The following is a 22,551-nucleotide window of genomic DNA, read 5'->3' on the forward strand; positions in this document are numbered from 1 at the left end:
GCCGATGTGGCACATAGCCCGTGATCCGCCCGACGGCTGCCCCCACCCCCTGCCCGCTGGACCCCCGTGCGCCCCGCCGTCCTCTATCCGCTGTTCGCCCCGATCACGAGCCTGCCCGGCCTGGGGCCGCGGCTGGGCAAGCTGGCCGAGCGCCTGGCGGGACCCCATGTGGTGGACCTGCTCTGGCACAAGCCGGCGGGCATCCTGGACCGTATGGCGGTGGAGAGCATCGAGGCGGCACCCGAGGGCCGGCACGTCACCCTGACCGTGCGGGTGGACGGGCACGCCCCGCCGCTGGCGGCCAACCGCCCCTACCGGGTCCGCTGCACGGACCATACGGGGCTGATGGATCTGGTCTTCTTCCACATCAAGGGGGACTGGCTGACGAAGCGCCTGCCGGTCGGACAGAAGGTCGTCGTCTCCGGCAAGGCGGAGCGGTTCAACGGGCAGCTCCAGATCGTCCACCCCGACTATTTCGGGCCGGCGGAGGATGCGCCGCCGCCGACCGCGGTGGAGCCCGTCTATCCCCTGACCGGCGGGCTGAACCCCAAGCCCCTGCGCACGGCCATCCAGGCCGCGCTGCAACGGGCGCCGGCCCTGCCGGAATGGCAGGACCCGGCCTGGCTGAAGCGGCAGGGCTGGCCGGACTGGCTGACCGCCCTGCGCACGCTGCACCACCCGGAGGGGGAGCACGACATCGCCCCGGACGGGCCGGCGCGCGCCCGGCTGGCCTATGACGAGCTGCTGGCGAACCAGCTTGCCCTCGCCCTGGTCCGCTGGCACCAGCGCCGGCTGGCCGGGCGGCCGGTGGCGGGCGACGGGCATCTGCGGGACAAGGTGCTGGCCACCCTGCCCTATGCGCTGACCGGGGCGCAGCGGCTGGCGCTGGAGGAGATCCAGGCCGACATGGCGGCGGACAGCCGGATGCTGCGGCTGCTCCAGGGCGATGTCGGCAGCGGCAAGACCATCGTGGCGCTGCTGGCGATGCTGAACGCGGTGGAGGCCGGCTGCCAGGCGGCGCTGATGGCACCGACGGAGATCCTGGCCCGCCAGCACGCGGAGAGCCTGGCCCCGCTCTGTGCCACGGCGGGCGTGGAGCTGGCCGTGCTGACCGGCCGCGACAAGGGCAAGGCGCGGCAGGCCGTGCTGGACCGGCTGGCCGACGGGCGCATCCACATCCTGGTCGGCACCCACGCCGTCTTCCAGGAAGACGTGGCGTTCCACGATCTGGCGCTGGCCGTGATCGACGAACAGCACAAGTTCGGCGTCCACCAGCGCCTGCAACTGGCGGCCAAGGGCCGCGGCGTGGACACGCTGGTGATGACGGCGACGCCGATCCCGCGCACCCTGACGCTGACGGCCTATGGCGACATGGAGGTCTCCCGCCTGACGGAGAAGCCGCCCGGCCGCCGGCCGGTGAAGACGGTGGTGCTGCCCGCCGAGCGGCTGGAGGAGGTGATCGCCTCCCTGCCCCGCGCCATCGCCGGCGGCCAGCGCATCTACTGGGTCTGCCCGCTGGTGGAGGAGTCCGAACAGGTCGATGTGGCCGCCGCCACGCTGCGCCACGCCGACCTGCGTGAGCGCTTCGGGGAGCGGGTCGGGCTGGTCCACGGCCGGATGAAGGGAGCGGAGAAGGACGCCGCCATGGCGGCCTTCGCGGAAGGACGCCTTGACGTGCTGGTCGCCACCACGGTGATCGAGGTCGGGGTCAACGTGCCCGAGGCCACCATCATGGTGATCGAGCATGCGGAACGCTTCGGCCTCGCCCAGCTCCACCAGCTCCGCGGCCGGGTCGGGCGCGGCGCCGCCGCCAGCTCCTGCCTGCTGCTGTACTATCCGCCGCTGGGGGAGACGGCACGGGAGCGGCTTTCCGTGATGAAGGAGAGCGAGGACGGCTTCCTGATCGCGGAGAAGGACCTCCAGCTCCGCGGCGCCGGCGAGGTGCTGGGCACGCGGCAGTCCGGCCTGCCGGAGTTCCGGCTGGCCGATCTGGCCGCGCACGGGGACCTGCTGACCGCCGCCCGCGACGATGCCCGGCTGATCCTGGAGCGCGACCCGGAGCTTCAGTCTCCGCGCGGAGAGGCGCTGCGCACCCTGCTCTACCTGTTCGAGCGCGATGCGGCGGTGAAGTATCTGCGCTCAGGATAGGGGACGGCAGAGGCGCCCTATTCGGCCGCCTGATCGCCCGCGGGCGCCGCGGGCGGGATCAGCTTGCGCCGCTGCTGCTCGGCCGGGCGCGGATCGGGCGGCGTGACGATGCCGCCGGAGACGACCATCTTGATCCCGTCCTCGACCCCCATGTTCAGCCGGACCAGATCGCCGCGCGGCACGAACAGCAGGAATCCCGAGGTGGGGTTGGGCGTCGTCGGCAGGAAGACGTTCACCACCTCGTCCGCCGTGAGGTTCTGGATCTCCCCCTCCGTCGTGCCGGTGATGAAGCCGATGGCCCAGATGCCGCGGCGGGGATACTCGACCAGCACGACCTCGCGGAAGGCATTGGACTGGTTCGCCAGCACCGTCTCGAAGATCTGCTTCACGGCCGAATAGACGCCGCGGATCACCGGCATGCGGGCAACGATCGATTCGCCCAGGCGCACCACCATCCGCCCGATGAAGCCCGCCGCGAACATGCCCACCAGCACCAGGAACAGCACCACCACCAGCAGCCCGATGCCGGGCACGCTGAAGGGCATGTAGGTTTCCGGGTTGTAGCGGGCGGGGATCACCCCGGTGACCATCCCGTCGATGGCGTCGATGAACAGCCAGGCGAGATAGAAGGTGATGGAGATGGGCGCCGTCACCAGGATGCCGGCGAACAGATAGGCGCGCAGGCGGGCGGCGAGGCTCATGCCGAAACGGCCGCGCTGCGGCGCTTCCGGCTGGGTCTCAGGCGTCGGCGAGGCTGCCACGGGGTCGTCCACGGATGCTCCTTTCCTGTTTCGGGTCCGTCCCGGACCCAGGCCCTTCCTAATGTAGGGCTTTTTCCGCGAAAAACGCATGACTGCCGTTCCGGCGGGACACCCGTCCGCAGGCGCACCGACGGATTACCCCGTACCGACCGCGGCACCGGCCGCACCCGGCACGGGTTGTCCCGGTGACACCCCGCACGCGACCGGACGCCATGCAGCCACACGCGAAGATCCTGGCGGTCGCAACCGCCACCCCGCCCCACCGCTTTCCCCAGGAACTGACCCGCGATACCGCGCGGGAGGTGTTCGCCGGCCGACTGCGGGATTTCGACCGGCTCTCCCCCGTTTTCACGAACGCGGGAATCGAGGCCCGCCATTCCTGCGTTCCGATCGACTGGTACAAAAAGCCGCGGGGCTGGACGGACCGCAACGCCGTGTATCTGGAAAGCGCCGTAGCCGTCCTGGAGACGGCGACGCGGACGGCGCTGGAGCGCGCCGGGCTGGACACGGGGGCGGTGGACGCCATCGTCGCCGTCTCCTCCACCGGGATCGCCACGCCCAGCCTGGACGCGCTGCTGATGCAGCGCCTGGGCCTGCGCCCGGACGTACAGCGGCTGCCCGTGTTCGGGCTGGGCTGCGCCGGCGGCGTGCTGGGGCTGGCGCGGGCGGCCAACTGGGCCGCCAGCATGCCGGACCGCACCGTGCTGTTCCTGGTGGTGGAGCTGTGCGGGCTGTCCTTCCGGCATGGCGACCTGAGCAAGGCGAACGTCGTGGCCACGGCCCTGTTCGGCGACGGCGCCGCTGCCGTACTGCTGCGTGCCGATCCGCCGGAAGCGGGCGGGCGCCCGACACGGGGCCGGAGTTCCGGCGACCTGGGCCGGGTCGTCGGCTGGGCGGAACATACCTGGCCGGACACGCTGGACATCATGGGCTGGCGGGTCGAGGACGATGGCCTGGGCGTCATCTTCTCACAGAGCATCCCCCGGCTGGTGCGGGAAAGGTTCGGCCCGGTGGTCGATTCCTTCCTGGACCGGCAGGGCCTGTCGCGCCGCCGGCTGGCCGGCAGCCTCTGCCATCCCGGCGGCGCCAAGGTGCTGGAGGCGCTGGAAGAGGTGCTGGCGCCGGCCACCGGCGGGCTGGACGATGCCCGCAGCGTGCTGCGCGATTACGGCAACATGTCGGCCGCCACCGTCCTGTTCGTGCTGGAGCGGCGGATCGCCGGCGGGGCCCGCGGGCCGCACCTGATGACGGCCCTGGGGCCGGGATTCACAGCGGCGCTGGCCCTGCTGGAGCTTTAAGGGATGACGGTGGGGCTGCCGCATCTGGTGTTCCTGCTGGTCGCCGTGCAGCGGCTGGCGGAACTGGCGCTGGCCCGGCGGAACACGCGCCGCCTCCTGGCGCGGGGCGCCGTCGAGACCGGAGCCGGGCACTATCCCCTGTTCGTGCTGCTGCACGGCGGCTGGCTGGCGGCCCTGTTCCTGACGGTACCGGCGGACGCGCCGGTGTCCTGGCCGCTGCTGGCGCTGTTCGTGCTGCTCCAGGCGGGCCGTGTCTGGGTGGTGGCGAGCCTGGGGCCGTACTGGACGACGCGGATCATCACCCTGCCCGGCGCGCCGCTGATCCGGCGGGGGCCGTTCCGCCATGTACGGCACCCGAACTACCTGGTGGTGACGGGAGAGATCGCGGTGCTGCCCCTGGCCTTCGGCGCCTGGGAGATCGCGCTCGTCTTCTCCTTCCTGAACGCCGCGCTGCTGTTCCACCGCATCCGGCAGGAAGAGCGGGCGCTGGCGCCGCGGCGCACGGTCGGAACCGGAAGCGGCCGGGCGACCTGAGCCCGAAGGCCGCAGCCGCACGGAGTCAGGGCCGCAGGGAGGCAGGCCCGCAGGGGGCCGATCCGGGAAATTTGCCCGCCTGCGCGCGGCATTGTACCTTGGCCGCCCCACCACCCGATGGCACCCACCCGTGACCGACTTCCAACCCGCCGGTCTGGACCGGATTGAGCTGCTGAAATCCCTGACGCCCGAGGAGCGGGTCGCCCTGTCGCGCCAGTGCAGCTGGCGGCACTTCCACGCCCAGGAGCAGATCGTCGACCGCTCGTCGGAGAGCCGCGATGTCTGCTTCATCGTGGAGGGCCGGGTGCGGGTGGTGAACTACTCCCTCTCCGGCCGCGAGATCACCTTCGACGACATCGAGGCCGGCGGCTATCTGGGGGAGCTGTCCGCCATCGACGGAGAGCCGCGCTCGGCCAGCATCGTGGCGCTGACGGAGACGCAGGTCGCCTTCATGTCGCCGCGGCTGTTCCTGGAGACGGCAACGCAACACCCGGCGGTGGCGCTGCTGGTGATGCGACGGCTGGCCCGGATCGTCCGTTCGGCGACCGGCCGGATCATGGATCTGAGCACCCTGGGCGCCAACAACCGGGTGCATGCGGAACTGCTGCGGCTGGCGAAGCCGGATCTGCGGCCGGACAACACGGCGGAGATCACCCCCGTCCCGATCCACAACGACATCGCCAGCCGGGTCAGCACGACGCGGGAAACGGTGGCGCGGGTGTTCAGCGACCTGGCCCGCGACGGAATCCTGGAACGTCGGGGCAACCATCTGGTCATCCTCGACTTCCGGAAGCTTGAGAACATGGTCGAAGGCGTGCGGGGGGATTAGGGCGCATACCTGCCGGTCTAACCCCGGCGGCGGTGTGATGCCCCGGACACATCTTTGACCTTTCAAACCCGGGCCGGGAGGTTTATATAGAGGACAGCTTGACCGTGACAGTTTCGCCACGGTCAAGCCTTCAACCTCCTTATGAGGCTCCCTTCATCTTCGCCGGCTGTCCGCAGCCGGCGATCTTTTTTTGACAGGAGCTTTTTTGACAGGGACCCTTTCCCGGGGAGCGTCCGCCTGTCCTATCCGCTTACACGCGCGAATTCGCGGAAAGTGACGGCGATCTTGTCTTCGACGATCGTCACCTCGCCACGGCCGACCATGCGGCCGGAGACGATGATGTCCGACAGGTCGTCGATCTTGCGGTCGAGTTCAACGATAGCGCCGCGCCCCAGCTTCAGCAGGTCGCGCACACGGATGGTCGAGGTGCCGAGGACGACGCTGACCTCCACCTCCGTGTCATAGATGGCGGAAATCTCCGGCAGCTCGGAGTCCGCCTTCTTCGGCTCCGCCTGACCGCCGAACATGGCATCGATGTCGTCCTGGTCCGCCATGATCCGTGGAGTCCCTCTGCTGTTCCGGACCGCTGCGCCAGGACCCGACATGGTCCCGGCCCGCCGGGGATAGGCTGCATCCTACCATGCAAGAGGGGCATTCAGAGGGGGAAATGATGGGGCGGAACGGGCGGACCGGGAGCGCTGCGGCCGGCGCTCCCGGTCGGGTTCTGCCCCCATCGGCACAGACCGGGCTGGCGCCGGCTCACTCGGCCGGAGCGGCCTCCGTCTCCGGCTCGGAACCCGAGCGCTCGTAACGGAGGATCAGCCACAGGTTCAGCAGAACGCCGATCCCGAAGCAGACCACGCCGGCGAGGAAGAGTTCGTTGTCGGTGGCCCCGGCGGAGAGGAAGAGGCCGAAGAGAGCGACCAGGGCCCCCGTGAGGCCGAGCATGGGAGAACGCATTTAAAACTCCGAAAGCAGGAACAAGGTGTCAGGAGGGGACGTCAGGCCACGCGGGATCCGACGGAACTGTCGGATTTCCGCGGCAACGGCTTGTCATCGTCGAAAAGTATCCGCGTCGCCGCACCGTCGAGGTCGTCGAACTGGCCGGACCGCACCGACCAGAAGAACGCCGCAAGGCCCAGAAGCCCCAGGAACAGGGCCACTGGAATCAGCAGCAACAGGCTGTTCATGATCCACCTCCTGCACGAGCCCCCGTCCGACGGCCGGACAGACGCATCGCATTACCGATGACGATCAGCGAGGACGAAGACATCGCCACCGCCGCCACCAGGGGCGTGGCATGTCCTAGCATCGCGATAGGGACGGCACACATGTTATATATCAGTGTGAAACCGAGATTTTGCCGCACCAGCCGGTCAGCCATGCGGGCAACGGCCAGCAGATCGGCCACCGGCGCCAGCCGGTCGCCCTGGAAGACAGCATCCGCCGCGGTCTGCGCGATGTCCACCGCCGAAGCCGGAGACGCGGAAACGTCGGCCGCAGCGAGCGCTGCCGCGTCGTTCAGCCCGTCCCCCACCATCAGCACGCGGCGGCCCGCAGCGCGCAGTTCGGCCAGCCGGGCGCACTTGCCCGCCGGGTCCACCCCGCCCCGCCAGTCGTCCAGCCCTGTCTCGGCCGCCAGCGCGGCCACCGCTTCCGGCCGGTCGCCGGAAAGCAGCTCGACCCGGTAGCCGGCGCGGCGCAGATCGCTCACCACCGTGGCCGCGTCGCTGCGGGCCCGGTCGGCGAAGGCGAAGCGGACGGGCGCCCGGCCCGGCTCCGCCAGCCACAGCTCGGCATCCGCAACCGCGCCTGACGGTCCCGGGGCTGCCGCAGCGGGCGCCCCCACGAAGGCGCGGCTGCCCAGGCGCACGGTGCCGTCCGCGGTGTCCAGCTCCAGGCCGCGGCCCGGCAGTTCCCGCACGCCGATGGCGACGGGTCCGGGCCCGGCGGCCCGGGCCAGGGCGCGGGACAGCGGGTGCCGGCTGTTCCGGGCCAGCGTGGCCGCCCGGTCCAGAACTGCCGCGTCGCGGCCGGCATCGGGCAGCAGCTCCGGCCGGCCCAGCGTCAGGGTGCCGGTCTTGTCGAACACCACGGTATCGACCGTCGCCAGCCGCTCCAGCGCCGTGGCGGACTTCAGCAGCGTCCCCTGGCGCAGCAGCCGGTCGCTCGCCACCACCTGCACGGCCGGAACCGCGAGCGCGAGCGCGCAGGGACAGGTGATGATGAGCACGGCCACCGCGATGAGCAGGGCCGGCTGCCAGTCCAGGCCCACCCCCAGGGTCCAGGCCAGGAAGGTGCCGAGAGCCAGGGTGTGGACGACGGGCGTGTAGTGGCGCGCCACCCGGTCGGCCAGGGCGACGAAGCGGGCACGGCCCTGCTCCGCCGCCTCCATCAGGCGCACGATCTCCGCCAGCAGCGTTCCCTCGCCGCTGGCCGTCACCGTCACCCGGAGGGGGGCGGAGAGGTTCAGCATGCCCGCGAACAGGCGTGTTCCCGGCTCGACCGGCAGCGGCCGGGTCTCCCCGGTGACGACGCTGGTGTCCACCTCGGAACGCCCCTCCGCCACGGCACCGTCCACGCCCACCCGCTCCCCCGCCGCCACCAGGACAGTGGCACCGGCAGGCACGGCGGAGGGAGCCGACAGCGCGATGCTGCCGTCCGGTTGGAGCACGGTGACCGGCGCACGGGCCAGAGCCAGCAGATGTTCCGCCGCCGACCGGGCGCGGCCACGGGCCCGGCTGTCCAGATAGCGCCCGATCAGCAGGAAGAAGAGCAGCATCACGGCGCCGTCGAAATAGGCGTGCTGCCCCTGGTTCATCGTCTCCCACAGGCTGATGCCGCTGGCCAGCGTCACGCCCAGGGAGATCGGCACGTCCATGTTGCTGCGCCCGGCCCGCAGCGCGGCGATCGCCGAGCGGAAGAAGGGCCGCCCGGCATAGAGCACCGTCGGCAGCGCGATCAGCGCCGACAGCCAGTGCATCAGGGTGCGCGTGGCATCGCCCATGCTACCGGCATGCCCCGACCAGACGGAGACGGACAGCAGCATGATGTTCATGGCGGCGAAGCCGGCCACGGCCATGCAGCGCAGCAGTTCGCGCTCGTGCCGGGCCTGAGGGTCGTTCTCCGCCGCGGTGTCGAACGGGGCGAGGCGGTAGCCGAGCCGGCGCACCGTCGCCACCAGCCCTTCCGCCCGCTCACGCGGGCCGGACCAGCGCAGGGTCAGACGGCGCGTGGTCAGATTGACCCGTACCTCCTCCACCTGCGGCTGCTTCGCCAGGGCCGTTTCGATCAGCCAGACACAGGCCCCGCAGGTCAGCCCGTCCACCCGCATCCGCAGGCAGTGCGACCCGTCCGGCCGGTCCTCCACCTGCGACAGCAAGTCGAGCTTCACCTCCTCGGTGGCCTGAAGCGGTTCCGCCGGTGCCGTCTCCCGCCGCCGGTAGTAGGCATCGAGCCCCAGTTCGTGGATCAGGGCATGGGCGCCCTCGCACCCGGCACAGCAGAAACGGTCGCCCGGACGCGGCACCGGCAGCCCGCAATGCAGGCAGCCCCCCGCGCCCGGGGCCTGTCCGGCCTCACCGGGCCGGCGGGCGGACAGCCCGTCGCCCGGAGCCGTGTCGAGGTCGAACAGGGCGAGGCTCATCGGGCGAACAACCGCTCGGACAGGACGTAGGCGTCACCACCGTTGTGCAGCGTCGCCTTGAGATCCCACTGCCCCGGCCGGGGCAGCACGGCATGGGCGACGAAGCGGCCGTCGCCCACATAGTCGAAGGCCAGGGGGACATCGGGGATCACTTCCACCGGGCGCACCAGCCGGGCTGCCGCGACGCGCAGAGCGGAGAGCGGGGCACCATCGCGCCCCGTCACCGTGAGCACGATGCGGCCGTCCAGCGGCCCGCCGATCGGCTCGAACCCGGCCTTCACCGTCCAGCCCAGCGCGTCCTGCCGCGACTGGGCCTCCAGCACCTCGTTGTAATGAATGCCGCGCTCATAGGGCTTGGGCACGACAAGCCCGGTCCATGATTTCAACGCGACCACGATCAGGATCGCGTTGACCACGACCACGATCAGCATGCCGCCGACGAACACCCAGGGAATCCAGGCGCTCTTGCGGGGAGACTCGGTCGGAACGGTCGTCACGGTCGATATCCTTCCCTGGCAGCGGTCAGTGCAGTGCGGCGGGCCGCGGCCCGACGAACACGGCATCATAACGGTCGCCGGTGCCGCCCACCGGGTCGCGCAGGATGAACTGGATGGAGGTGGAGTCGGAAGTCAGGGCACCGCGTGGCGCGGTAACGAAGACACGGAACGGCACCACCGTGTCCGGCTGTGCATGCAGCACCACCGGGCCGCCGCGATCACTTTCACCGACATCCTGCACCACCAGACGCGCGCCGTCGATACCCACGACGCTCAGTTCGTAATCCACGTCGGCCCGCCGCTTGTTCAGGATCTTCAGCGTGTAACCGTTGCGGATGTCGCCGTCCGACAGGGTGACGAACAGCGGCGCGCGGTCGCGCAGCACGTTCACCTCTACCGTCGTGCGGGTGGCGAGCGCTGCGGCCATCACGGCGCAGACCAGCAGCAGCAGCCCGGCATAGATCAGCGTGCGCGGCCGCACCGGGCGGAACTTCGTGGGCAGCCCCTTGGACCGGGCCTCCTGATTGTTCTCCGTATCGAAGGTGACAAGGTTCAGCGGCCGTCCGACCTTCGTCATGATATCGTTGCAGGCGTCGATGCAGAGGCCGCAGCCGATGCATTCGAGCTGCAGACCGTCACGGATGTCGATGCCCGTCGGACAGGCGGCGATGCACTGGCCGCAGTCGATGCAGTCGCCCAGCCCCTCCGGCGCCGGTCCGGCCTTGGAGCCGCCGCGCGGTTCGCCCCGCCACTTCTCGTAGGTCACGACCATGCTGTCACGGTCGAGCATGGCCGCCTGGAAACGGGGCCAGGGGCACATGTAGGTGCAGACCTGCTCCCGCGCCCAGCCGGCCAGCAGATAGGTGGTCGCCGTGAACAGGCCGACGAAGAAATACTGCTTGGCGGTCGCCGCGCCGGTGAAGAAGTCAACCACGAAGGTCGGCGCATTGTTGAAGTAGAGAACCCAGGCGCCGCCGGTAGCCAGCGAGATCAGCAGCCAGGCGGTATGCGTCGCCGTCTTGAGGCCGACCTTCCTGACCGACAGGGGTGACTGGTCCAGCCGCATGCGGGCGCCGCGGTCCCCCTCGATCACGCGCTCCACCCACATGAACAGATCGGTCCAGACCGTCTGCGGGCAGGTATAGCCGCACCAGACCCGGCCATAGAGGGAGGTGACGAGGAACAGACCGAAGGCACCGAGCACCAGCAGGCCTGTGATGTAGTAGACCTCCTGCGGCCAGATCTCGATCCAGAGGAAGTAGGCACGCCCCGCCGACATGTCGATCAGCACGGCCTGATCCGGCGCCCCCGGCCCACGGTCCCAGCGAATCCAGGGCACCAGATAGTAGAGGCTGAGGCAGAAGACAAGCACCGCGGTCTTGACGCGACGGTACGGTCCGGTCACGGCCTTGGGATAGACCTTGACCCGGTCGGCATAGAGGGACTGGTCGGCGGACGCGGCTTCGGTCGTCGGCTTCTGCTTGCGAGACCGGACCGCAACGGCCGGCTTCTCCATCAGATCTGTTTCGCCATCCATCGTGGCACCTTCGAATCGGGCGTCGCGGAGGGCCCGCAGGCTACCGGCTTGCCCAGAGGAAAAATTGGCCCGTGACGCTTTGTCCCGCCATGCGCTAGATCAAGAATGTCGCAGGCCCGCGGGGAACGCTTGAAAAACCAAGCGCCCGTCCGGGTGGTCCCGGACAGGCGCTCGGCTCACCCTGACACGATCGGGAGGAAGCCTACTGGCCGCCACCCAGGGCGTGGACATAGGCTGCGAGGATCTTGACCGTCGCCGGGTCAAGACGCTCGCTCCAGGCCGGCATGCTGCCGCGGCGGGCGTAGGTGATCGTCTCCACCACCGTGGCCTTGTCGCCGCCGTAGAGCCAGATGCCGTCGTTCAGACGGGGTGCCCCCATGTCGGGGATCCCCTCGCCCTTCTCACCGTGGCAGACGGAGCAGTTGTCGGCATAGAGCTGCGTGCCGCGCTCCGCCGCCGCCGGGTCGGTCGCCGCACCGCTGAGCGAGAGAACGTGCTCGGCGACATCGTCGATCTGCTGCGCGTCAAGAATCTGGTCGACGCCGAAGCGCGGCATGTCGGAGACGCGGCTCTCCGGGTTGGTGTTGCGGATACCGAACATGACGGTCTGGAGGATCTGGTCCGGCTTGCCGCCCCAGATCCAGTCATCGTCGGCCAGGGTCGGGAAACCGACCGTGCCCGCCCCGCCCGCCCCGTGGCAGGCGGCGCAGTTGTCCGCGAAGGCGACGCGGCCCGCCGCCTGCACGTAGTTCATCAGGTCGGGGCTGTTCCGGATCTCGTCGATCGGGGTCGCCTCGATCTTCGCCACGACCGGCTGCAGGCGGGATTTCTCCTCCGCCAGCCGGGCGGCCAGTTCCTCACGCTGGGTCCAGCCCAGGACGCCGCCGGTGTGACCGGACAGGGACGGCCAGGAGGGATACAGGACCGAATAGACCACCGCGAAGAGGATGCAGACATAGAAGGTGTACAGCCACCACTTCGGCAGCGGGGTGTTCAGCTCCTTGATGCCGTCCCACTCGTGGCCGGTGGTCATCCGGCCGGTTGCACTGTCTTTCTCGATCTTTGTGGGCATGACACCTTCACCCCTTGCTACGGGCCGCTGGCGGCGGGTCGTCGTCGCGCAGCGGAATGGTGGCCTGTTGCTCCAGCCCTTCGCGGCGGGTCGGCCAGTAGACCCAGACGACGACACCGACGAAGAGGACGAAGAACCAGACGATCCAGAGCTGCTTCAGGAGAACGAGGAAATCTTCCATCCCCGCCTCCTACTGCCGCAGGTCTTCAGGCGAGACCGTCGAGAAATCTACCAGGGTACCGAGCATCTGGAGGTAGGCGACAAGCGCGTCCATCTCGCTGATGACTTCGGGATTCCCGTCGAAATCCCCGACGACCGCCTTCGGATAGCGGTTCAGCAGCTCGGCCGTGTCCGCATCCGGATCGACACCCGCCTGCAGACGCACATCCTGCACCGCAGTCTGAATCTGCTCGTCCGTGTAGGGGACGCCGACAGCCCGGTTGGCCTTCAGGTGATCCGCCATGTCCTCGTACCGGAGCGGCTTGGTGTTGAGGAAGGCGTAGGGAGGCATGATCGATTCCGGCACGACCGAGCGGGGGTCGGTCAGGTGCGCCACATGCCAGGCGTTGGAGTACTTGCCGCCGACGCGGGCAAGGTCCGGGCCGGTGCGCTTGGAGCCCCACTGGAAGGGGTGGTCGTACATGCTCTCCGCGGCGAGGCTGTAGTGGCCGTAGCGCTCCACCTCGTCCCGGAAGGTGCGGATCTGCTGGCTGTGGCAGGTGTAGCACCCTTCACGGACATAGATGTTGCGGCCGGCCAGCTCCAGCGGGGTGTAGGGGCGCATGCCCTCCACCCGCTCGATGGTGGACTCCACGGTGAAAAGGGGAACGATCTGGACCAGACCGCCGATGGACACCGTGATCAGTGTCAGCACCGCGAGCAGGATGACGTTCGTTTCAATCGGTTCGTGGCTGAATTTCATGATGGCGCCCTCCTCACTCGGCCGGGGCGGCGTGCGGAGCGAGCCGCGTCTGGCCGACGGGTTCGCCGCTCTTCATGGTGCGGTACAGGTTGTAGACCATGATCAGCGCGCCGGTCAGGAAGCAGAGACCGCCGATGCCGCGGATCACGTAGTACGGATGCATGGCCTGCACCGTCTCCACGAAGGAGTACTGCAGGAAGCCGTACTCGTCGTAGGCGCGCCACATAAGGCCCTGCATGATGCCGGACACCCACATGGCGGTGATGTAGAGGACGATGCCGATGGTGGCGATCCAGTAGTGCCACTCGACCAGGCGCAGCGACCAGACGTCCTTCTTCTTCCACAGCGCCGGCACCAGATAGTAGAGCGCGCCGAAGACGATGAAGGCGACCCAGCCCAGCGCACCGGAATGCACATGGCCGACGGTCCAGTCGGTGTAGTGGCTGAGCGCGTTGACCGCCTTCACCGACATCACCGGCCCCTCGAAGGTGCTCATGCCGTAGAAGGCGACGGAGGTCACGGAGAAGCGCAGACCCGGATCGGTGCGCAGCTTGTCCCAGGCACCCGAGAGGGTCATGATGCCGTTGATCATGCCGCCCCAGGACGGCATCCACAGCATCACCGAGAACACCATGCCCAGCGTCTGCGTCCAGTCGGGCAGCGCCGTATAGTGCAGGTGGTGCGGACCGGCCCAGATGTAGAGGAAGATCAGGGCCCAGAAGTGCACGATCGACAGGCGGTAGGAATAGACCGGCCGCCCGGCGCGCTTGGGCACGAAGTAGTACATCATGCCCAGGAAGCCGGCGGTCAGGAAGAAGCCCACCGCGTTGTGGCCATACCACCACTGGATCATGGCGTCCTGCACGCCCGCATAGGCGGAGTAGCTCTTCACGCCCACGAGACTGACCGGCACCGCCATGTTGTTGACGATGTGCAGCATGGCGATCGTGATGATGAAGGCCAGCAGGAACCAGTTGGCAACATAGATGTGCGGTTCCCGACGCTTGGCGATGGTGCCGACGAAGATCACCAGATAGACGACCCAGACGACGGTCAGCCAGAGATCGGCGTACCACTCGGGCTCGGCGTATTCCTTGCTCTGGGTGATCCCCATCAGATAGCCGGTCGCGGCCATCACGATGAAGATCTGGTAGCCGATGAAGACGAACCAGGCGAGCTGGGAGCCACCGAACAAGGGGGCGCGGCAGGTCCTCTGCACGATGTAGAGGGACGAGCCGATCAGCGCGTTACCGCCGAAGGCGAAGACCGCGGCCGAGGTGTGCAGCGGTCGCACACGGCCGAACGTGGTCCATTCCAGGCCCAGATTGAGGCTCGGGAACGCGAGCTGGAAGGCGATGAAGACACCGGCCGCGAAGGCGGCGATGCCCCAGAACATGGTTGCGATGACGAAGGCGCGGATGACGTCTTCGTTGTACGCCTCCTGCACGACGGGTCCAGCCGTCGCGCGGGACGCCTCGCCGGTGAGCGCAATGCCCATAAGTACCCCCGGTCTTCTCAGGACAGTCGAAGCCAGTCGATCCTGGCCGTGTGGTCTGCCAAACGTAACTTAGTAAAATTCTACGTCGGGCAGTTCTGACGCATTGATTTGAATCAACGGAGCACCTTTCGCTGTGCTACAGTGTCGCAGTTCAGGGATCGACGCGGCCGGTTTTGACGAATGTCAATGCGCCGGGAACAAGGCGGCCGGGTGCGTCGGAAACAGGGAGACGCTCGATGACCGACCTCAACGCCACCCTTCTGTCCACCTTATCCTCCCCCGCCGTCAGGCGGATCGCACCGGACCGACCCTGGCTCTGGCTGGAACTCGGATTCCGCGACATGTCCGCGGCCTGGAGCGTCAGCCTGGGCTATGGCGCCGTCGTCGCCGGCGTGAGCTGGCTGCTCGCGCTGGGCCTGACCGGCTCCGGCCTGTTCCACCTTCTCTTGCCGATGTGCGCCGGCTTCATGCTTGTCGCCCCCCTGGCCGCCGTCGGACTCTATGAGTCGAGTCGGCGCCTTGGCCGGGGCGAACCGGTCTCATTGGGAGCGATCGTGCACGCCATGCGTGCCAAAGCCATTCCCCTTGCCTATATGGGGGTGGTGCTCCTGCTGTTCATGCTGTTCTGGATCCGGATCGCCACGCTTCTCTATGCTCTGTTCTTCAGCGACCTGAATCCGAACTTCGATAATCTTGTCGGCATCGTGTTCAACTCGTCGGTCAGCCTGCCCTTCCTGATCACCGGGACCGTTCTCGGCGGGGTGCTGGCGAGCATCGTGTTCGCCATCTCCGCCATCTCGATCCCGATGCTGATGGACCGGGATGTCTCCGTGACCACCGCCATCGTGGCCAGCGTCACGGCCGTTCAGGCCAACCCGAAGCCGATGGCGCTGTGGGCGTTCCTGATCGCCTTCTCCGCCGCCGTCGGCATGATGACCCTGTTCCTGGGCCTTATCGTCGCCCTCCCCCTGATCGGGCACGCCACCTGGCACGCCTACCGGGATCTGGTCGCCGACTGAGCGGCCGACCGGCCGGCGTGGCGGCGCGGCTCATGCCGACACCGCGTGCCACGCCATCAGACCCAGAACCCCGGCGTTGAACAGCATCAGCGCCGGGGCCAAGGCCCGCATCACCCCTCCCCATCGGAAGCCGGCCGCCGAACCGAGCACGCCCACCGCCACCAGGGCGGGGACCGTGCCGGCCGCGAAGGCCGCCATGACCAGGAAACCACCGGCGGCACTGCCGACCCCGACAGCCGAGGCGAGCGCCGCATAGAGGAAGCCGCAGGGCAGGAAGCCCAGCACCAGTCCCAGGAGATAGCCGTTGAAACCGCCCGGGCGGGCGAACAGCGGACGCAGCGGGCGCGACAGCCAGAGGCCGATATCCTGCGCCCAGCCCCCGCCGCTGCGTCCCGTCAGGCGCAGGAGCGCCGGCATCCAGGCGGACAGGCCCTTCAGGCCCTGCCCGAGGAACAGCAACGCTGCCAGAAGCATGAAGGCAGCCAGCAGCCAACGGTACTCGGTCGCCCGCACCACCAGCCCGGACAGCCCGCCGACCAGCCCGCCCAATGCGGCGTAGGTGGTCAGACGGCCTGCATGGTAGGGCAGCAGCAACCCGCCCCGCAGCCGGGCCAGCAGCGGCGACGCGGCCTCGACCGGCCCGCGCCCCGCGATCCCGCCGGCGACCTGGGCCATGACGAAGGGTCCGCACATCGTCGTGCAGTGGCCGAACCCGCCGGCGAGGCCGGTCAGGAACATGGCCGCCATCACGGGGTACAGGGTATTGCCCGTGGTGACGATGGTGTGGGCGTGGTCGTGCATGGTGATCCAGGCGGCGACTAAGGAAATTTCGGGCATCATATCGGTGCCCCCCCGTCTGCCAAGCCATGATCCGGATCAAGTGTAACGATCTATACCTCGGGATAGTCACCGGACACCCGCGACTCGGCCAGGACGGCGCCGGGTCGCTGGAATCACCGCAGGGTGGACGCCAACCCGCTGATCCGACAACGCTTCCAGGGGGACTCAGGGCGGACGGCAGAGACGCCGGAACAGCGTTCATGCGGGCGGGAGGACGGCCGCACCAGGCTCCGTCCGCCGCCCACCGGCCCGCCTGGACGGCGGCCGGGATCGTCCGGGCAGCCGTCCGCATGCCGCTCGGCACCGACGCGATGTAACGCGATTACCGACCGCGATCAGGCCGCGCCGACATGCGGGCAACAGCCTTGGCCGGCACAGGGGAAAACCGCCCGCGCAGGCGACGGACAGGTAGCAGGGATGCTGGACCGGACAGCCGGTGCTGCACACCGCCAGGCACAGAAGCGGGCGGAGGCAGGATCAGGGCTGGAAGAACCTCGCGGGCCGATGGCCGGAACCCTGGGAAGGGTGGCGTCCCCAACGGGATTCGAACCCGTGTTACCAACGTGAAAGTTTTGCATGTCCGGGTTTTCTAGACTATCATGGACGCCCATGGACAACAGCAACACATTGATTTCCTTAGATGTCGTCCGGAGCCGTCCATAGGTGTCCAAACGCGATATTGGGGAAATATTGGGGAAGAGTTGGGGGAGCCCGATGGCCCGGACAGTCGCGGACACGAACCTGAGCACCAAGGCGAAGCGCGCCAAGCTGGCGCCTCGGCCGAAACCCTACTGGCGGGAAATCGACCGCGGGCGGCATGTCGGGTACTACCGGGGTTCCGCCAGCGGTAGCTGGATCGCCCGCCGCTTCCTCGGAGGCGGGAAGTACCAGGAACGGCGGCTGGGGATGGCCGACGACATCCGGGACGCGGACGGGATCGAGGTACTGTCCTTCGAGCAGGCGCAGGCGGCGGCACGCATATGGTTCGAGGACTGCGCCCGGGCCGATCTGGAGGCGGAGCGGCGGCGGGAGGCGGAAGCGGCGGGCGAACCCGTCCACCAGGGCGGTCCCTGGACGGTGCGCGACGCCGTGGCCTCCTATCTTGCCACGCTTCAGAACGCCCGGACCCGGAAGGAGTTCGACACGGAGGCGAAGGCACATATCCTCCCGGCGCTGGGGGGTATCGACCTGTCCAAGCTGACCAGCGGCCGGATCACGAAATGGCTTGAGGGGATCGCCAACAGCCCGCCCCGGCTGCGGACGAAGACGAAAGCGGCGGAGCGGCGGACGGCGGACGTGGACATGTCGGACCCGGACGTGATCCGCCGTCGCCGCCACACTGCGAACCACCAACTGAAGATCCTGAAGGCGGCCCTGAACCACGCTTATCGGGGCAAGCGGGTGGAGACCGATTCTGCATGGGCAACCGTGCGGCCCTTCAAAGGGGTCTCGGAAGCACGGGTGCGATGGCTGGCGCAGGACGAAGCCGTGCGGCTGGTGAACGCCTCGGCGCCGGACCTTCGTGCCATGGTGCGCGGCGCGCTGCTGACTGGTTGTCGGTATGAAGAACTGGCGCGGCTGCGGGTGCAGGAGATCGACCTGTTGAACGGCTCCGTCTATGTCCGGCTGTCCAAGAGCGGGAAACCGCGGCATGTCGTGCTGACGGAGGAAGGGGTTGCGTTCTTCCGGGACCACACGGCCGGGCGGACGGCGGACGATCTGGTGTTCACCAGGGCGAACGGGGAGCCGTGGGGGAAGTCCCACCAGCACCGACCGATCAAGGACGCCTGCGCCGCGGCGAAGATCAAGCCGGCTATTTCATTCCACATCCTGCGGCACACTCACGCTTCCTGGCTGGCGCAGCGGGGCGTCTCCATGCAGGTGATCGCCGCGCAACTCGGGCACTCTGACACGCGAATCACTGAACGGCACTACGCCCACCTGTCGCCGTCTCACCATGCCGCCGCGGTGCGCGCAGCCCTGCCCAATCTCGGGCTGGCGCCGGCATCCAACGTCGCCGCGCTAAGAACGGGTCGCGGATGACAAGCGCCGCGGCTGGGGATCGGCTGTAATGTCGTGAAGGTGGAGCGGAGGACGGCATGAACAGTACGCACGACAAAGAATATATTGGCGACATTCTGAAAATGCTGGGCGATCCGCCAACCGATGACAGCCAGTTTCTGATTGAGTGTGCCATAGAGAGTCTGTCCGATACGTCGGATTTTCGCGTTGGATATATCGCAGAGCAGATTTCCCGTCTGGAAAATGCGGCAGCCGAATTGGCAAAATTGTTCTACGAGTGCGCACAATTACTTTCATCGCTGCCAAGTAACCCGAAATTCGACCCCGAGATATCTGATCTTGAGCTTCTTACCTTCGATGCCGAGCCCCACATCGTTCGCCTTTTCGCCCTATCCGGGGCGGCCGGGCGGGTCCGCGGCGCGTTCGTGAACTCCTTCGGGAGCGGTGACCCGGACAGGCCCGACCCCGGCGGGCGACATGGGATCAAGGCGCGCGCGTGGGGCGCACCACGGCAGCGGTTCGTTGAAGATCTGGCGCGCGTCTGGACCGACAACGGAAAAGAGATTTCGGGCCATTCAGAGGGCGCATTCGCAGTATTCGTGCGAACGGTTTATGGATTGGCGACGGGGGATTTTGATCCGGCAGGCATTGAGCACGACATAAAGCGAATCGCTCCCGTCGTTCGAGACGAAAGTCATGTCAGAAAACTTGTAAGCGAGCGGTATATACATCTCACGTTGCAGGCTTCCCAGCTTGAGTCTGAAGGTTGCCGCAGCGAAGCAGAATTTCTTCTCTCTCGCGTGGACCGCTTGCAGCGATGGTTCAACGATCCGAACTTCCCGGCCCGCCGGCCGTCGCCGGCCGCTCTTCCTGGAAGGGCAGATACTAGGCTCGATTGAGGCCGGGTAGTTGCCCTGACATTCAGGGCGGCCCCTTGCACCGTGGTCCCACGTCCACAGAGAGACATGGAGAACCACGGTGACAACCTCTCCGTCCGATGCTCGCGACCGTTTCGGCTGGCCTGTTAACGACTGGGCCGCCGCGGTCGGGATTTCTCGCGCTTCCGCATACAATCTGATGACCGAAGGGAAAATCCAGTCGGTCAAGTATCTCTCGAAGCGCCTCATCATCACCCATCCCCGCGAGTTCCTCGCCTCACTGGCGCGCGGCGAGGCCGCGTGATGGCCGGCCCGCGGCCTGTGCCGGGAGCGCCGGGCGGTGGACCGCCGGAGGCGCGCTATGACCGGTGACGTGATCCCTCTCCACCCGCGGCCCGCCCCGGCCCGCCGGGTTCCCGCCCCGCCGCCCGACGCTGCGCGGCGGGCGCTGGCCGCGATCATCGCCGAGGCCGCAACGGCGGCGATGGAGGCCGGCGCCCGCGGGGAGAAGCTGGCCGCGGCGGACTTCGCCGCGCTGGCCGTGGTCGCCCGGAACGGCCTGCTGACCCTGAACGACGGGGGGGCGCTATGACCGACGATCTGCGCCACCTGTTCCACGCCCTGGCCGTCAGTACGCCCTTCTCCACGGGCGAGCGGCTGGCCGCCGCCGGGGTTCGGCGCCCGAAAGCGTTCAGCTTTCCGGCGCTCTACGCCGCCGCCGACGGGCACGTTGGGCCTGAAGGACTCTTCACCCCGGCCGGCGGCCCCGGCCCCTGGATCTTGGTGCCGGCGGGCCTGCGCGGGCTGGGCGAGTACGCCGATTGGGAGCAGATCGACGATCTGGTCGCCTTCAGGCTGGAGGCGCCGGGCCGGTGGCACCCCGTCCGCCGCGACGCCCATCTGCTGGGCGAAGACGCGCTGGAGGCGGCCCGGTTCGACGGCCGGCCGCTCCATCTGCATAGCTCCCCGTTGGGGTGGCTGGCGGCGGGCGGCACGGGCGTCTGCATCGTGGACTGGTCGCTGAACCCCACCGCCGTGTTCTGTGGCGTCCCGCGCCTGACCTGCGACGCGCCGGCGCTGGAGACGCGGCTACGGCAGCGGGTCCGCGAAACGTGGCCTGCCCCCCGGATCGAGACGGCCGCGCCGTCGCGGCGCAAGGTGGCGTAATGCGGACCGCGTGGAACGAGGCGCCCGGCGGCACCACTGCCAACCCGCGCGGATACCTTGAACCCTTGCCCACCACCCCGGCATCCGCATGGGCGGGCAAGCCTATCCCGCCGCGCGAGTTCATCGCCGAGCCGTGGGTGCCCGTTGACGAAGTTACGATCCTGATGGGCAAGCCCGGCAAGGGTAAGACCACCATCGCGGAACAGCTCCTGGTCGCGGTCGCCGCCGGGCGCTCCTGGCTGGGCTCCCCGACGGTGCGGGCGCCCGTGCTGGCGGTGCTGTGCGAGGACCATCCCGAGGAAACTCAGCGCCGTCTGGCGGCGATTGCCGAGGCCGAGGGGCTGTCTCTGGCCGACCTGGATGACCTGCACCTCCTGCATCCGTTCGACGATGGAGAGGACGACACGACCTTGATGACCTTCGACCGCAATGCGGACGCGGGAGCTTCGACCCTGTTCTATGCCCGCGTCCTTCAGCGCGCGCGGCAGGTCGGAGCCCGGTTGATCGTGCTGGATTCTCTGGCCGACGTGTTCGGCGGCGACGAGAATAAGAAGCGCGACGCTATCCAGTTCATGCTGCTGCTGCGCCGCATGGCGTGCGCAATCCACGGTGCCGTGATCGTGATCGGCCACCCCAGCCGGGGCGCCCTGTCCGTCGGCTCCTACGAATCGGGTTCCGTCGCATGGTCGGGCAAGTCCCGCTCGTTCCTGGCGTTCCGCGACCCCGATCCCAGCGGCGACGGAGAACCGGACCTGGATGCCCGCGTGCTGGAGATCGTGAAAGGCAACCACGCGCCACCGGGAACGATGCTGTCGGTCCGCTGGCAGGCGGGCGTCTTCGTGCCGGATCGGCCCGGCGGAGGCGACTTCGTGGACCGGCTGGACCGGGACGCGGCGGCACGGGCGGCAGAAGAGGTTGTTCTCTCCGCGCTGGACAAGCTGACCATGCAGGGGCGGGTGGCCAGCGCCAACAAGGGGACGGCGAACTACCTCCCCAAGCTGATCCGGGACGCTCGCCTTTCCGGTGGGTTCAGTGATCGGGCGCTCTCCACCGCCATGAACGACCTGTTCAACGCCGGAAAGATCAAGATCGGCGTCGCGGGCCGCTACGCGAACCGGACGCCGCGGCAGGGGATCGTGCGGGCCGACAGGTAGCCCGCACCACCCCGGCCGGGCTGCACAACGCCCTGCATAAGCCCCTGCACAACGGGCGCACAATCGCACAATCGCTGCACAATCCTGCACAATCGACCACCGCTAAGTCATTGATTCTGCTGCACGCACAACTGCTGCACAATTGCACAATGCGCAGATGTTAAGTCATTGATTTCCCTGCACAATGGCTGCACGCTCTCGCCCCCTATATTACTACGTAATATAATCCGCCCCCGCTTGGGCGGCGGGGCCGGATACTGAATCTGTTCCTTTGCCGTTCGTGATCCTCCCCTTTCGCGTTCCCTATCCGCCTGATAGCCTCCCCCTGACGCTGAAGCCGGAGTCCGCCCCATGACCCCCGACGAGATCGCCGCCGCGCTGGCCGCCCGCACCGCCCCCGCCAACGCCACGCCGGAGCAACGGGCAGCGCTCCACCGTGAAGCCCTGCGCGCCGTCCGCGCTGCCGGCAGCCGCGCCGTGCCGGCCTGGGCGCTGGTCAGGGACCTGCCCGACGCGGAGCTGGTGGCTGCCTTCGCCGCGCAGGCCGAGGCGCTGAAGCCGCCGCCGCCCACCGAGGCGCAGAAGGAGGCGCTGCGCAATTGGGCGCGCCGGCGGAAGAGCTATTCCCCCTACCTCAAGAGGTGATGCCCCCGCCCGCGCTTCGCCCGGCGGCCCGTGGATGCATTCTCGGGTGTGGGGCCGCTACCACCCCGGCCGCCGGCGCTTCAC

The 22,551-nt window shown here is 68.4% G+C and carries 23 protein-coding genes; 11 read left to right on the plus strand and 12 right to left on the minus strand.

Annotated elements, in window-relative coordinates; genetic code table 11:
* Positions 1 to 66: 66 nt before the first annotated feature.
* On the plus strand, positions 67 to 2,148 hold the full coding sequence (gene recG / locus RC1_RS06045; protein WP_012566460.1) for an ATP-dependent DNA helicase RecG: 2,082 nt from the start codon (positions 67 to 69) through the stop codon (positions 2,146 to 2,148).
* A gap of 17 nt (positions 2,149 to 2,165) precedes the next feature.
* Here the strand turns inward: recG and RC1_RS06050 are convergent, their stop codons facing one another.
* A complete protein-coding gene (locus tag RC1_RS06050; RefSeq protein WP_012566461.1) occupies positions 2,166 to 2,921 on the minus strand; it encodes a DUF502 domain-containing protein in 756 nt (251 codons plus the stop codon).
* A 200-nt stretch (positions 2,922 to 3,121) separates the two neighbouring features.
* Between RC1_RS06050 and RC1_RS06055 the strand changes: the two genes are divergently transcribed.
* The 3 genes from RC1_RS06055 (at position 3,122) to RC1_RS06065 (ending at position 5,570) form a co-directional block, all read left to right on the plus strand.
* On the plus strand, positions 3,122 to 4,207 hold the full coding sequence (locus RC1_RS06055; protein WP_012566462.1) for a type III polyketide synthase: 1,086 nt from the start codon (positions 3,122 to 3,124) through the stop codon (positions 4,205 to 4,207).
* Between the two features lie 3 nt (positions 4,208 to 4,210).
* Positions 4,211 to 4,741: an isoprenylcysteine carboxyl methyltransferase family protein gene (locus RC1_RS06060; RefSeq protein ID WP_012566463.1), complete on the plus strand. Its 531-nt coding sequence runs from the start codon at positions 4,211 to 4,213 to the stop codon at positions 4,739 to 4,741.
* A 130-nt stretch (positions 4,742 to 4,871) separates the two neighbouring features.
* Positions 4,872 to 5,570, plus strand: coding sequence for a Crp/Fnr family transcriptional regulator (locus RC1_RS06065; protein WP_012566464.1), 699 nt, complete (start codon positions 4,872 to 4,874; stop codon positions 5,568 to 5,570).
* Positions 5,571 to 5,812: 242 nt separating this feature from the next.
* Here the strand turns inward: RC1_RS06065 and fliN are convergent, their stop codons facing one another.
* The 10 genes from fliN to ccoN all read right to left on the minus strand — a co-directional run bounded on the left by fliN (position 5,813) and on the right by ccoN (position 14,742).
* Positions 5,813 to 6,124 carry a flagellar motor switch protein FliN gene (gene fliN, locus RC1_RS06070; protein ID WP_012566465.1) on the minus strand — a complete coding sequence of 104 codons (312 nt, stop codon included), beginning with the start codon at positions 6,122 to 6,124 and terminating at the stop codon, positions 5,813 to 5,815.
* A gap of 205 nt (positions 6,125 to 6,329) precedes the next feature.
* On the minus strand, positions 6,330 to 6,530 hold the full coding sequence (locus RC1_RS06075) for a hypothetical protein (RefSeq protein WP_012566466.1): 201 nt from the start codon (positions 6,528 to 6,530) through the stop codon (positions 6,330 to 6,332).
* A 41-nt stretch (positions 6,531 to 6,571) separates the two neighbouring features.
* Positions 6,572 to 6,760 carry a cbb3-type cytochrome oxidase assembly protein CcoS gene (gene ccoS / locus RC1_RS06080; RefSeq protein WP_012566467.1) on the minus strand — a complete coding sequence of 63 codons (189 nt, stop codon included), beginning with the start codon at positions 6,758 to 6,760 and terminating at the stop codon, positions 6,572 to 6,574.
* Positions 6,757 to 9,216, minus strand: coding sequence for a heavy metal translocating P-type ATPase (locus RC1_RS06085; protein ID WP_012566468.1), 2,460 nt, complete (start codon positions 9,214 to 9,216; stop codon positions 6,757 to 6,759). Before RC1_RS06085 ends, ccoS begins: the two co-directional genes overlap by 4 nt.
* A complete protein-coding gene (locus tag RC1_RS06090) occupies positions 9,213 to 9,713 on the minus strand; it encodes a FixH family protein (protein WP_012566469.1) in 501 nt (166 codons plus the stop codon). Before RC1_RS06090 ends, RC1_RS06085 begins: the two co-directional genes overlap by 4 nt.
* A 25-nt stretch (positions 9,714 to 9,738) precedes the next feature.
* Entirely contained in the window at positions 9,739 to 11,250 is a 1,512-nt protein-coding gene (gene ccoG / locus RC1_RS06095) for a cytochrome c oxidase accessory protein CcoG (RefSeq protein WP_041785164.1), read from the minus strand.
* A gap of 202 nt (positions 11,251 to 11,452) precedes the next feature.
* On the minus strand, positions 11,453 to 12,322 hold the full coding sequence (gene ccoP, locus RC1_RS06100; protein ID WP_012566471.1) for a cytochrome-c oxidase, cbb3-type subunit III: 870 nt from the start codon (positions 12,320 to 12,322) through the stop codon (positions 11,453 to 11,455).
* 7 nt (positions 12,323 to 12,329) lie between these two features.
* Complete coding sequence (locus RC1_RS06105; RefSeq protein WP_012566472.1) at positions 12,330 to 12,503, minus strand: CcoQ/FixQ family Cbb3-type cytochrome c oxidase assembly chaperone; 174 nt, start codon at positions 12,501 to 12,503, stop codon at positions 12,330 to 12,332.
* Positions 12,504 to 12,512: 9 nt separating this feature from the next.
* Positions 12,513 to 13,244 (minus strand): cytochrome-c oxidase, cbb3-type subunit II, encoded by a 732-nt coding sequence (gene ccoO, locus RC1_RS06110; RefSeq protein WP_012566473.1) that lies wholly within the window; start codon positions 13,242 to 13,244, stop codon positions 12,513 to 12,515.
* 13 nt (positions 13,245 to 13,257) lie between these two features.
* A complete protein-coding gene (gene ccoN / locus RC1_RS06115) occupies positions 13,258 to 14,742 on the minus strand; it encodes a cytochrome-c oxidase, cbb3-type subunit I (protein ID WP_012566474.1) in 1,485 nt (494 codons plus the stop codon).
* Positions 14,743 to 14,978: 236 nt separating this feature from the next.
* Between ccoN and RC1_RS06120 the strand changes: the two genes are divergently transcribed.
* A complete protein-coding gene (locus RC1_RS06120; RefSeq protein ID WP_012566475.1) occupies positions 14,979 to 15,761 on the plus strand; it encodes a DUF2189 domain-containing protein in 783 nt (260 codons plus the stop codon).
* Positions 15,762 to 15,791: 30 nt separating this feature from the next.
* On the opposite strand, the gene RC1_RS06125 is transcribed toward RC1_RS06120, so the two are convergent.
* Entirely contained in the window at positions 15,792 to 16,601 is an 810-nt protein-coding gene (locus RC1_RS06125) for a sulfite exporter TauE/SafE family protein (protein WP_012566476.1), read from the minus strand.
* Positions 16,602 to 17,315: 714 nt separating this feature from the next.
* Here RC1_RS06125 and RC1_RS06130 point away from each other — a divergent pair.
* The 6 genes from RC1_RS06130 (at position 17,316) to RC1_RS06150 (ending at position 22,467) form a co-directional block, all read left to right on the plus strand.
* The gene (locus RC1_RS06130) at positions 17,316 to 18,644 is read left to right on the plus strand and encodes a tyrosine-type recombinase/integrase (protein ID WP_012566477.1); all 1,329 of its coding nucleotides are present in this window, start codon (positions 17,316 to 17,318) and stop codon (positions 18,642 to 18,644) included.
* A 56-nt stretch (positions 18,645 to 18,700) separates the two neighbouring features.
* Complete coding sequence (locus RC1_RS21400; protein WP_148213393.1) at positions 18,701 to 19,522, plus strand: hypothetical protein; 822 nt, start codon at positions 18,701 to 18,703, stop codon at positions 19,520 to 19,522.
* A gap of 340 nt (positions 19,523 to 19,862) precedes the next feature.
* Positions 19,863 to 20,093 (plus strand): hypothetical protein, encoded by a 231-nt coding sequence (locus RC1_RS06135; protein ID WP_012566478.1) that lies wholly within the window; start codon positions 19,863 to 19,865, stop codon positions 20,091 to 20,093.
* Positions 20,090 to 20,668, plus strand: a complete 579-nt coding sequence (locus RC1_RS06140) for a hypothetical protein (protein ID WP_012566479.1) — start codon at positions 20,090 to 20,092, stop codon at positions 20,666 to 20,668. Before RC1_RS06135 ends, RC1_RS06140 begins: the two co-directional genes overlap by 4 nt.
* Complete coding sequence (locus tag RC1_RS06145; RefSeq protein WP_083759256.1) at positions 20,668 to 21,822, plus strand: AAA family ATPase; 1,155 nt, start codon at positions 20,668 to 20,670, stop codon at positions 21,820 to 21,822. The genes RC1_RS06140 and RC1_RS06145 overlap by 1 nt, the downstream gene beginning before the upstream one ends.
* A gap of 351 nt (positions 21,823 to 22,173) precedes the next feature.
* Positions 22,174 to 22,467, plus strand: a complete 294-nt coding sequence (locus RC1_RS06150; protein WP_012566480.1) for a hypothetical protein — start codon at positions 22,174 to 22,176, stop codon at positions 22,465 to 22,467.
* Positions 22,468 to 22,551 lie beyond the last annotated feature (84 nt).

Source organism: Rhodospirillum centenum SW (genome assembly GCF_000016185.1).
GTDB classification, from domain to species: Bacteria; Pseudomonadota; Alphaproteobacteria; order Azospirillales; family Azospirillaceae; genus Rhodocista; species Rhodocista centena.